Consider the following 11,284-nt stretch of genomic DNA (forward strand, 5'->3'; position numbering starts at 1 on the left):
GCTTCATGCAAAGTGAGTGAAAAGTCAATAATTAGACTTTTTATTTTGATGAAAGATGAAAAGGAGCCCTCATGGCATTATTCAACAAACTTAACACCCCAATCTTCCTCAAAGAAGGAAGCGACACCACTCAATACCTCAACCGCCTAAAAGAACTCCAGGACAAAGCTACTGGCAAAGTGAAAGACGACATCGCCCGGGAAATCAATCTGGCAAACTATGGCGAAATCGGTGAAAAGAACATCGCGTTTGAACTGAAGAACTCTGGGATGCCCATGTACATCATTCATGACCTCCATTTGGAATTTGAAGAGCTGTCCGCTCAAATTGATTATGTGGTGGTTACCCGGAAGCTTATCTTTTTTATTGAATGCAAAAACCTCTTTGGCAACATCGATATTGATAGCCAGGGGAATTTTATCAGAAACTATTCCTGGAATGGGAAAACTGTCAAGGAAGGGATCTATTCTCCGATTACCCAAAACCAACGGCATTTGGAAGTTTATAAACAGTTGAACCGTTCACACAAGAAAAACATTATAATGCGATTCGGTTTTGAAAAAGTTTTTGATAGTTTTCACAAATCCATTGTTGTTCTCGCCAATCCTAAAACGGTGCTCAATGCCAAATATGCAAAGAAAGATGTCAAAGATAAAGTGATCCGTGCAGATCAGCTCATTGCGTACATCAAAAATGCTGAAAAACAAAGTAAAGAATTGGCCAATAGTGAGAAAGGCATGAAAGAATTGGCAGAAGGATTATTGGCCTACCACACACCCAGTCAGTCCGACTATGCCAAAAAATATGAAGATATCATCAACAGCTTATCCCTGATCAATGAAAATCAGAAGGCGATACAATTCGCAGTGGCCGAAAAAACATCAGAACTGATTCCAGCGACAGTCTCGAGTCAACCTACGATTCCTGATAATGATAAATTAGTATCAAAACTAAAAGCATTTCGGCTGGAAAAGAGCCGGGAAGAAAACATCAAGGCCTATTGCGTTTTCAGTGATAAGCACATGCAGGATCTGATCAGCAAGATGCCAAGGTCCCGCGAAGAATTATTGGGTGTTTCGGGGTTTGGCCCGGTTAAGGTTGAAAAGTACGGCGACGTGATTATTCAACTGTTGAAATAGGGTGGGTATAATGACCCAAAGGGGAGGTTTGGCTGATGTGCTTTTTTCGAAAATACTTTGAACAGCGAAAAAGAAAAAAACAAGAGGCGATTGAAAAAAGGTATGCCTTCAGCCGGGATATCCCCGCATCAACTTCAGCGTTGGTGGCGTTTTTTTCTGATGTCAATGTGTATATCGATCCTTATCTTGTGGCCCAGTGGCAAGACCAGTGGTCTGGTTTAATCATCAGAGCTTCTTCATACCAACAACGCCAAAAAAAGAAAACGCCACTGGAAACGGAAACCATAAACAAGATCATTGACTATAATGAAGTCGTTTCAACCATCGATGAACGGGTAAAAAGTCACAATGATTCGTACATTGCCCTGCGCATTGACAACCTGAAAAAGATGATCTGCCCCATTGAAGGCCGGAGTCTGGATGACCAGCAATTGGCCTGCATTTTAAAGGAAACCCGGAATCATATTGTGGTGGCCGGTGCCGGCACGGGAAAAACAATCACGGTCATCGCCAAGTTAAAATTTCTGCTTAAAGCCGAAAAATATAAACCCGATGAGATTCTGGTATTGTCGTTCACCAATGCTTCGGCAACGGAGATGTGTCAGCGGATCAGAAAAGAAACGGGTGTGAGCATCGATGCCATGACCTTTCACAAGCTGGGCATGACGATCATTACGGCAGTCAATGGGGTTAAACCTAACATCACGCAAATTAGTTTATCTGTCTTTATCAGGCAAACCCTTAATGAACTGATGAATGATCCTCTCTATTTGAAGAAATTCATAAACTACCTTTATTTTCATCGGATAAAACAAAAATCGGAGTTTGAATTTACGTCCCAAATGGAATACGATGACTACCTGGAACTGAATCAGCCCATCACCATGAAGAATGAGATCGTTAAAAGTTATGGTGAAATGGATATTGCCAATTATTTATACAAAAACGGTATTCACTATCAGTATGAAACCCCCTATAAAACCAATACAGCAACCGAGGAATATGCCCGGTATGTTCCGGATTTCTATCTGCCCGATGAGGATATTTACATCGAGTATTTCGGAATCAATCGAAACGGACAAGTGCCGGGTTACTTTACTGCTAAAAACAACAAAACGCCCTCAGAAACCTATAAAGAGTCCATGACTTGGAAAAGAATGCTTCATGCCGGCAACAATACCGTTATGCTGGAGTTATACAGCTATGACATGTTGGAAGGTCAACTGTTACAGTCGCTTGAGGAAAAATTAAAGGCTGAAAATGTTTCATTTAATTCTAAATCCGACAGTGAGTTATGGGATGAGATTAAAACCACAAATAAGAGCATTTTTGAGTCTTTAGGTAAAATATTTGAAACGGTTATCAACCTGGTGAAGATTAATGACTATCCCTTTGAAAAAGTATATGAATTAAACAAGGTCCACAAAGGGAATCAATATCAGAATAATCGGAGCGTGATTGAATTAATCGAACCGATCTTCAATCGCTATGCGGCCGAGCTCAATCAGAATAATGAAATTGATTTTAACGATATGATTAACATTGCCTCAAAATATGTTGCCGACGGTAAATATCAGCACGCCTATGGTTATGTGATTGTTGATGAATATCAGGATATCTCTACAGCACGGTATAATCTTTTAAAACACCTGCGGGAAAAAAATGATTATGCCTTGTTTTGTGTCGGGGATGACTGGCAGAGTATTTATGGGTTTGCGGGAAGTGATCTTAATTACATCCTGGATTTTGAACGGTATTGGGGTATTTCAGAGAAAAGCAAAATTGAAACAACCTATCGTTTTTCACAAAGCCTGATTCAGGTGAGCGGTGAATTTGTGATGAAAAATCCCAAACAAATAAAAAAGAAGCTGCGGTCAGCAAATGAAACCGGGGTGATGTCGATCAAGGCATCAAACCACGCCAATGAATTTTCGCTGGGCATGATTGAAGGGTACACTGCAAAAAATACTGTGACTTTTATGGAAGACACCATCACTGATCTGCCCCAAAACAGCAGTGTTTTTTTCATTGGCCGCTATAATAATGATGTTAGGGTATTTGAGAACAGTCCCTTTAAATGTCATTATGAAAATGCCACTGGAAAGACAATAGTACACTACCCCAAAAGAAGTGATTTGAAAATCGAGTTTCTATCGGCCCATAAGTCAAAAGGGTTGCAGGCGGATTATGTATTTATCATCAATAATAAAGAAAAAAGCTATGGTTTTCCCAGTAAGATTCAAAATGATGCGGTGGTACAATTGCTGCTTGAGGAGTCGGATGATTACCAATACTCAGAGGAACGACGCTTGTTTTATGTGGCGATCACACGAACAAAGAAAAAAGCCTGGTTACTGGTTCAAAAAGACAACAAATCAGTGTTTGTCCAGGAATTGTTTTCTGGTTTTGCTAAAGAGTTAATGACTGAGCGTTATACATGCCCTCAATGCGGGGGAAGAATTTTTAAAAAGAAGGGCACCTATGGTGAGTTTTTTGGATGTTCCAATTATCACAAGGGGTGTACCTATACGAAAAATATTACGGTGAAAAAACAGGTGTGAACTCTTTTGACCTGTCAGCTTTTAAGTCTGAAAAATCGGCCGGCATTTCATTATAAGCTTGGAGTAAAAGTAATTGTTGACTAAATATTTGAGTAAAGGGGACAGAATGACAATGGAAGAACTCAGGATATTGCTGAATAACAGCGATGTGGATTTTGAAATATTACAGAATGAAAAGCCCATTTTGTCGGTTAATGATGCCCTGGGTTTTTATGAAATTTGTGAGACTGCGCCGACGATCATCATTAAAAGCGAAAAGGGTTATTTCGCTTTACTCTTATCCGGAGACCGGGGCCGGATCGATTTTAAACAGATCAAGAAAATTTTGCAATGCAAAAATGTGAGAATGGCAAGCGAAGATGAGGTTTTAGAAACCATTGGTTTTGAAGCCGGAAGCGTTCCCATGGTGGGGCATCACTTGCCATGTGTTCTGGATCATCATTTACTAAACTATCCCTATGTTTATGGAGGGGTCGGAGATGTCAATTTCACCTTGAAAATAAATCCCCGGGATCTTATAAAGGTCAATGACATTGTAGCGGGAATTGATTAAGATTCCTGGCGGTGCCAGGCAGTGCGGCCGAGCCAGGTCGTATCATATAGTGGGTGCGTATGACACGGAGGGACGGTTTTTGTGCAGTTTTCTTATAGTGAGGTAGTTAATCAGCGTCATCAGCGATAAAATGATACCAGAAATCACCAACGAAATCAGAATAAACGGTATTCTTTTTAATAGCGTTTTAAAGGTGAATCAAGTATAATAATCTCAAAGGCAGCAAGAGCGATGAATGAACTGGAAGAAAAAGAAACGGGCATTCAGTATTTTGAGACCTGCCTGCATGCGCTATATTCTAAATGCTGGACCTCAGCTTTCAAAAGATCAACTGAAGTCTGTTTTAAAACAGATTGAATTAACCTATCCGGAAGGGAGTGAAGTAACCATGACATTGGCTGAAGTTTTTAGAAATGAAGGAATCGATGAAGGACTTGAAAAAGGACGGAAAGAAGGAGAAACACAGGCTTTAACAAAAATGGCGGCGAAGGTGCTGACGAAGAAATTCGGGACGATTTCGAAAGAAGATATGACAAGGATGGAAACCTTGAATACAGCTTCCCTCGAACTGATTATCGAAGAGTTCTGGCAATATGAAACTCTGGAAGCATTGAAAAAAAAGTATTTTTAGGCTGTTAGACCCGGTATCAATTTCCTCAAAATTAATCTCCCGGTAACCCTGATCGGCGTGCATTGAAGTTATAAAAAAACGACCAAAATTGATAACAACAGTTTTGGTCGTTTTTTATGCATTTAATCCTGTTGTTGGTGGCAAGACGACACGTAGGGACGGTTGTGTGCCACGAAGGCCAAGTATTAAAATAATAATACAGAGCTATGCTCTATAGAAGATGAAGGCCAAGTATAGAGGAACCTGATTAGCGCTAGCGGTGCCTGCCCCTTAACTGCGAACTTAACTTATTGATTTCTTTTTACTCCAATTCATGCTGTCGAGTATTTCCAATATCGTTGTACAGATATCATCGAACTGGATGTCTTTTGCATAATCAAATTGATTTTGATATTTAATCCAATGATTATTCATTGTGGCACTGGTCTTGATCATCTGAATGATTTCAGGGTATTGAGCCATTAAATTAAGGGTATTACGATGTTCAGCTGTTGCTGCAAGTGCAGCGTAAATCGAATCGGTACTAACATTCTGCCATTGCAGCTTGCGAATGATGAAAATATCATAATAATCTCGGGGGCGTGTATTCTGATCACCTCTAGAAATAATGGTTTCCAGTTTTTCTGCGAGAATGGTTTCCAGATTATATGCCATTATTTTAATACTGCGTGATTCAAGGAGCAGTTTGTATTCATAGACAATCTCACGAGGGGTGATTTTATCACCAGCGGTAAGATCAATCTTAAGCGGCACTGTCATCGGCGGATACTTAGCTTCAAGAGCGATACGCAGTCCGGTATAATCTGCAAGCCACCTTTAAGAATGAAATTGAATTGGTAAGGGGACACAGAAATGCGCTCAAGCAGGCGTTCAAGCATGTAGTTTTGCAAAATGAGTTGAGCAGAAATATGTTTATCTTTTGATATTTTTTTAATAATGGCTTTTAATTGCATCACATTTTTCACAGCAATACCTCCAGGTAAGATCGAATCTTATTTTCCACTCTTAAGAGCTTTGCATATTTTGAAAGTAAGGGAATATTCTTTTTATCTAAGCGTGCATAACGTTTAAAGGCATCGGTAACAATTTGAATTTCAGTATTGCTGCGTCCCTTTAAAATATCACATAGCGTTCTTTCAGCATTATAGAGTCGAATATTATTGCCGCTGGGAGATTTAGCTGTTATGATACCAAGCTCGTAGAGATCTTCTTTGACACGGTAGTATTTGACGTTTTCTAAACCTGGGGACGTGGTGTTGTAACCAAGGGGAAAGGTCATGGAATAATGAATGGGTGTACGGTCGGATAAGTCCAGCAGGAACAGAGCCGTTTCATGTGAAAAGATTCCGCGTTTAAAACGCACCTGTAAATTAAACATTTCATCATCAAAAATCGTGGGGATGATATAGACACCCCGACCTGAATGTTCAAGCAAACCTTTATTTACAAGGACTCTTAAAAACTCACGGGAAATACCGACCTGTGTAACCTGTGCGGTAGTCACTACGCCATTGTTATCATTTGCAATTTTTAAGATTTGTTCGGCATAAGTCATTCTTACTCACCTCTGATTTAGTTAGATCATTGACGTATGTGCATACAATTATAATAATAATATGCGAGAAAGTCAAATATATTTATTATAAATTCCATATGAGAGGAGAAATAAAATGAAACCAATAATTATAGGGCAATTAAGTTGGCCGTGTGTTGTGCAGATTTCATTCGTTTGAACACGAAAGAACCGTCGCTTCATGCCATCGACCTAGATCCGTTTCATTCCCGCGGGATCCATATACACATTGCGTCGCCTGAAAGGGCCGGGCACCGTATATTGGAGCTTCACCCGGTCGAAATCGCTGATTCTTTTTGAATGGAAATAGGGTTTGTCAAAACAAAGCGCTTCACTTCTGAGCCAACTGGGGACGTCCATTTTATAGAGCTGAAGATTATAGTCAATGATGGCAGAAACAATGGTCAGATAATGGCGTTCATCATCATCTAATACGGCAATATCCAGAGGCTCATAAAGGCTTTCCAGAAATCCTTTGTCTTTTGTGGAAAGCAGTTCCAGTAACTGGTTGACCAGTGTCCAGATCGAGATAATCATATAGGTTGAACAAGATAACTATTAGCCGGTTATTAAACGTGGTTATAAATAGGCAGAGCAAAATCAGTTGAAGGAATTAATGTGGATATATCCGTTTCCACCCTTATTTATGGAGAGGATATCGAGTTAAGCCTGAATAAAGATCAAATTATTTGTGCTGAATTGGATATTGATGGCATAAAGTTTGAAATCAGTATCGCATTAGATTAGTGATCAATAAATGTTTCTCAACCACTTAAAAGTCATCTTTTTTTATGATTTTTGAAAGGATTACAAATAATTTTTAAAAGAATAGCAGCGACTATGGCTGCTGTTCTTTACTTGAAAATAATTTGTTTTTAAATGATACTGGTCGAAAAATCTTTTGTTGAAAAATATATACACTGAGATTAAAAACCTCTATTTCCAATATTTAACACTTTTAACCGTTCCTTTTTCTCCAATAAATGTTACATAAAATCCGGTTTCATCATTGTTGAACCATATCATTACATTAATTGGATTATTCTTGTCAAGAGGGTTTGCCCTGGAAAGCAATTCTTTTCCATCCCCGCCAAGAATTGCCTTGACTTCTTCGTAGGTCATTCCTTCTGTAATACTTGCCAATTGATCCTCTGTTACCTTCGAATTGCTCAGCGCCATCATTTTACTTTCATCAGCATTATATAGTGTTTTCAGTGAAACCCTATCACTGGTATCGTAATTGATGGTAACACCAAAGTCGGTGTTCTTATCTGTATAAATAAACGCCCCATCCTTTTCTTTGGGGGCAACACCTAAAGCAGTATTAACCTCACTCTTTAATTGATTCACTTGAACTTTATTATAAAAATTATACGGGTCATTACTTGATTCATTTTTTGTAGCTGTATTCGTGCAACCTGAAAACATGACCACTAAACCCAGGAAAAATATGACAGCCAATAGCGGCCGCATTAATTTATTTTTATACATAACATTCTTTCTCCTTTTTTGAAATAATATTCCGGAAAATCATACATTCCTAAATTTAGCACTGTAAACAATTCCTTTAGGGCCATTTAAAGTTACACTGAGGGAAGATCCATCGTTATTTAACCAGACCATCAAATAAAGTGGTTTCGCCAGGTCTTGGGGGTTTACTGTACATACGATTTCCAATCCCTCTCCCACTAGGATTGTTTTCACCTCTTCATACGTCATGCCTTTCGTAATACTTGCCACTTGATCTTCTGTTACAGTTGCATTGCTTAAAGCAATTAATTCAGCCGCGCCAACAGGAGTAAAGATTCCTTTAACTATTACTCGATTTCCATCATTATAATTAACGAAAACCCCGTAGCCGGTATTCGGATCGACATAAGTGTATAAACCGTTCTCACCTAATTCCGCAACGATACCAGTCGCAGCTTCAACATCAGCTTTGGTTTGATCCATATAAACCTTATTATAAAAATTAAAAATCACATTGTCGTTTGCAATTCCATTTCCTGAATTCTCAGCTGTTGTACTCGAATCACTTTTAGTTTCATTTTTTGTGACTTTATTCGAATCATTTTGGCTACATCCAGAAAACATGATCACACATCCCAGGTAAAGTATGATTACCAATAAAAATCGAATCAATTTGTTTTTTGACATAATGTTCTTTCCCTTCAACAAAAATTAAATACTGTATGAGATTACAATATTCTACATAAATATTAGAAGCCCAGTTCGTTTCTTTCTTCTTCTCGTAAAATTTCAGCTAATGTCATGATGTGATGGTGTCACTCCCTCCTGGATAGGTTGTTTCAAGTTTATGAATAATCTCATTGATATCGTTTTTGGATAACTGGGGTCCTGCATTAAGTACATAGCGGATAAAGGTTTCAATCAAGAGAAATACGCTACGCTAATTTCTCTTGATTGACGGGCAGTTGCCAACTACAAGCAAGCTTGTGATTGGCTCGTTGTTTTCGCGAAAAATAAACCATGCCGGTTTCTTTTTCATCCAGCTCCTGCAAAGTTGCCGCCGCCCGGTAAATAGTCTCCTGAAGTTCTTCGTTGATAAAGCTGTCTTTCTGAGATTCCAACGAATTAATGTCGACGATGTCCATGATGTTTTGAGGCAAATAGTTTCGCATAAAATCTTTAGCTACTGTTAAATTCCCGAAGGTTTCTTTGAAAAATTTATCATGTGGATTTAGATTTTCATTCGATCACCACCTTGCTCATATTATACATGATGCGGGTTTAATATTCCATTAAATCTTTTATGTAGAGATCGGAGGGACGGTTGTGTGCCACGAAGGCATAGTATTTAATTAATAATACAGAGCTATGCTCTATAGAAGATGAAGGCGGACCCTTCGGAACCGCCATGCAGGTGGAGGTTTCAAATCACCTTAAGCTGCTCTGGTAAAGAGTCAGGGTAGTGAGCGTTAAGGAAAAGGCAACCAGACATTTGCAGAGTAAATATTGATGATGATGTGATATTTTCATTTCTAGGCATTGATTCAATAGAGATCGGAGGGACAGATCGGAGGGACGGTTCTTTTGCAGAACCGTCCTCGCGGGTTTTCATGCTCCAGTATTCCTTTGTTCGTTGTATAAATGTATTGAGTTAACATAAAGTCGATTGACATTTGCAGCTAATATGATATGCTTTAGCTATAATAATACTTGGAGGTGTTCATTTTGAACCGAGAAGCGATTAAAGATTTGATTAAATGGAAAAACAGAGAACATCGAAAGCCTTTAATAATCCATGGTGCAAGACAAGTAGGAAAAACATGGCTTATGAAGGAATTTGGAAAAACTCATTATGAAAAGATTGCCTATATAAATTTTGAAAATAACGAACGAATGGAGCACTTATTCAATGGTAATCTTGATATTCCAAGATTAATTACAGCTCTTCAAATCGAATCAGGGGTCACAATTGATGACAAAAACACGCTCATTATCTTTGACGAAATCCAGGAGGTGCCCAAAGCATTAACATCATTAAAATATTTTTGCGAAAATGCACCCCAGTATCATATAGTGGCTGCGGGGTCACTGCTTGGTGTCGCACTCCATCCCGGTACATCGTTTCCTGTTGGCAAAGTTGACTTTATGGACTTGTATCCACTTAACTTTACTGAATTTCTGAATGCTACTGGGAATGAAAACCTGGTAAGCCTCTTGGAAACTCAAGACTTTGAACTTATTACAAGCTTTAAAGGCAGATTTATAGATCTTTTAAAGCAATATTATTATATTGGTGGCATGCCAGAGGTTGTAATCAGATTTATTGAGACCAATGATTATACCATTGTGCGTGAGGTGCAAAATAAATTGCTAATGGCATATGAACAGGATTTTTCGAAGCATGCTCCAAATGACGCAGTGCCAAGAATACGAATGCTCTGGTCATCAATTCCGGCTCAGCTCGCAAAAGAAAACCGAAAATTCGTCTATGGCCTTATTCGTCAGGGAGCAAGGGCAAAGGAGTTTGAGCTTGCAATACAATGGCTTCTTGACTGTGGGTTGATTTATAAAGTCAGTAGAATAAAAAAACCTGATATGCCGTTGATGGCGTATCAGGATTTCAATGCATTTAAGTTGTTTATTTTGGATGTAGGATTACTTTCGGCTATGAGTGATCTTGATATAAAATCATTATTAGAGGGTAACAGTGTTTTTGAAGAATTTAAAGGCGCGTTGACTGAACAATATATGCTTCAGCAGTTAATCACTAACAAGGATATCAAGCCTTTTTACTGGTCAGCAGAAAGATCAAACGGTGAAATTGATTTTGTTTTCCAAAGTGGCATGGATATTGTTCCACTTGAGGTAAAGGCGGCAGAAAACCTACAAGCGAAAAGCTTGAAGAGTTATTGCTTAAGGTACAAGCCGAAATATGCGATTCGCACATCACTATCCGATTATAGAAAGGAAGAGTGGTTAACCAATCTTCCCCTATATGCGATTAATGAAATTTTAAATATTTTAGAAGATGTCAAGCATTTTTGAAAATGTCCCGAAACAAAGGCCTCTGTGCCTGAGAAACCTCCGAAAAAGCGAAGCTGGGAAAAAATATGCAAGTTCATATGGGAAAAAATATGCAAGTTTTAATTATTGACTTTCAGGATCATTTGAACTACCAAAGAGAAATCGCGTAATTTCAAAACTGGCGGTGCCTGCGAAACCTCCGAAAAACAAACACCAATGTATATTTACGCAAATTATTGTATGAATATCCGAGCAATAATATCGACCAATTTCCTTGTATGAATTATACCATTAAAGCTATTAAAAACAGGCAAAAAATGGTATAATAATAGT

The 11,284-nt window shown here is 38.6% G+C and carries 13 protein-coding genes; 6 read left to right on the forward strand and 7 right to left on the reverse strand.

Annotated elements, in window-relative coordinates; genetic code table 11:
* The first annotated feature begins 71 nt into the window (after nucleotides 1–71).
* The 4 genes from VIK44_RS03690 to VIK44_RS03705 all read left to right on the forward strand — a co-directional run bounded on the left by VIK44_RS03690 (nucleotide 72) and on the right by VIK44_RS03705 (nucleotide 4,884).
* Entirely contained in the window at nucleotides 72–1,139 is a 1,068-nt protein-coding gene (locus VIK44_RS03690) for an HRDC domain-containing protein (protein ID WP_331552495.1), read from the forward strand.
* 35 nt (nucleotides 1,140–1,174) lie between these two features.
* Entirely contained in the window at nucleotides 1,175–3,700 is a 2,526-nt protein-coding gene (locus tag VIK44_RS03695) for a UvrD-helicase domain-containing protein (protein ID WP_331552496.1), read from the forward strand.
* 106 nt (nucleotides 3,701–3,806) lie between these two features.
* The gene (locus tag VIK44_RS03700; RefSeq protein WP_331552497.1) at nucleotides 3,807–4,253 is read left to right on the forward strand and encodes a YbaK/EbsC family protein; all 447 of its coding nucleotides are present in this window, start codon (nucleotides 3,807–3,809) and stop codon (nucleotides 4,251–4,253) included.
* 235 nt (nucleotides 4,254–4,488) lie between these two features.
* Entirely contained in the window at nucleotides 4,489–4,884 is a 396-nt protein-coding gene (locus tag VIK44_RS03705; protein WP_331552498.1) for a hypothetical protein, read from the forward strand.
* A gap of 282 nt (nucleotides 4,885–5,166) precedes the next feature.
* Here VIK44_RS03705 and VIK44_RS03710 read toward each other — a convergent pair whose 3' ends face one another.
* From VIK44_RS03710 to VIK44_RS03725, 4 genes are all read right to left on the reverse strand, one after another.
* Entirely contained in the window at nucleotides 5,167–5,643 is a 477-nt protein-coding gene (locus VIK44_RS03710) for a nucleotidyl transferase AbiEii/AbiGii toxin family protein (protein WP_331552499.1), read from the reverse strand.
* The gene (locus VIK44_RS03715; protein ID WP_331552500.1) at nucleotides 5,640–5,849 is read right to left on the reverse strand and encodes a hypothetical protein; all 210 of its coding nucleotides are present in this window, start codon (nucleotides 5,847–5,849) and stop codon (nucleotides 5,640–5,642) included. Before VIK44_RS03715 ends, VIK44_RS03710 begins: the two co-directional genes overlap by 4 nt.
* Nucleotides 5,846–6,439, reverse strand: a complete 594-nt coding sequence (locus VIK44_RS03720) for a type IV toxin-antitoxin system AbiEi family antitoxin domain-containing protein (protein WP_331552501.1) — start codon at nucleotides 6,437–6,439, stop codon at nucleotides 5,846–5,848. Before VIK44_RS03720 ends, VIK44_RS03715 begins: the two co-directional genes overlap by 4 nt.
* Before the next feature lie 210 nt (nucleotides 6,440–6,649).
* Nucleotides 6,650–6,994 carry a hypothetical protein gene (locus VIK44_RS03725; protein ID WP_331552502.1) on the reverse strand — a complete coding sequence of 115 codons (345 nt, stop codon included), beginning with the start codon at nucleotides 6,992–6,994 and terminating at the stop codon, nucleotides 6,650–6,652.
* An 81-nt stretch (nucleotides 6,995–7,075) separates the two neighbouring features.
* Here VIK44_RS03725 and VIK44_RS03730 point away from each other — a divergent pair, with 81 nt between their 5' ends.
* Nucleotides 7,076–7,204 carry a hypothetical protein gene (locus VIK44_RS03730; RefSeq protein ID WP_331552503.1) on the forward strand — a complete coding sequence of 43 codons (129 nt, stop codon included), beginning with the start codon at nucleotides 7,076–7,078 and terminating at the stop codon, nucleotides 7,202–7,204.
* 189 nt (nucleotides 7,205–7,393) lie between these two features.
* On the opposite strand, the gene VIK44_RS03735 is transcribed toward VIK44_RS03730, so the two are convergent.
* The 3 genes from VIK44_RS03735 to VIK44_RS03745 all read right to left on the reverse strand — a co-directional run bounded on the left by VIK44_RS03735 (nucleotide 7,394) and on the right by VIK44_RS03745 (nucleotide 9,099).
* On the reverse strand, nucleotides 7,394–7,948 hold the full coding sequence (locus tag VIK44_RS03735; RefSeq protein WP_331552504.1) for a hypothetical protein: 555 nt from the start codon (nucleotides 7,946–7,948) through the stop codon (nucleotides 7,394–7,396).
* 39 nt (nucleotides 7,949–7,987) lie between these two features.
* Nucleotides 7,988–8,614, reverse strand: coding sequence for a hypothetical protein (locus VIK44_RS03740; RefSeq protein WP_331552505.1), 627 nt, complete (start codon nucleotides 8,612–8,614; stop codon nucleotides 7,988–7,990).
* Nucleotides 8,615–8,862: 248 nt separating this feature from the next.
* Nucleotides 8,863–9,099 carry an Rpn family recombination-promoting nuclease/putative transposase gene (locus VIK44_RS03745; RefSeq protein ID WP_414637057.1) on the reverse strand — a complete coding sequence of 79 codons (237 nt, stop codon included), beginning with the start codon at nucleotides 9,097–9,099 and terminating at the stop codon, nucleotides 8,863–8,865.
* Nucleotides 9,100–9,652: 553 nt separating this feature from the next.
* Here VIK44_RS03745 and VIK44_RS03750 point away from each other — a divergent pair.
* Nucleotides 9,653–10,972: an ATP-binding protein gene (locus VIK44_RS03750; protein WP_331552506.1), complete on the forward strand. Its 1,320-nt coding sequence runs from the start codon at nucleotides 9,653–9,655 to the stop codon at nucleotides 10,970–10,972.
* Nucleotides 10,973–11,284: the final 312 nt, after the last annotated feature.

It is taken from the genome of Acetobacterium sp. (assembly GCF_036508315.1).
Lineage (GTDB): Bacteria > Bacillota > Clostridia > Eubacteriales > Eubacteriaceae > Acetobacterium.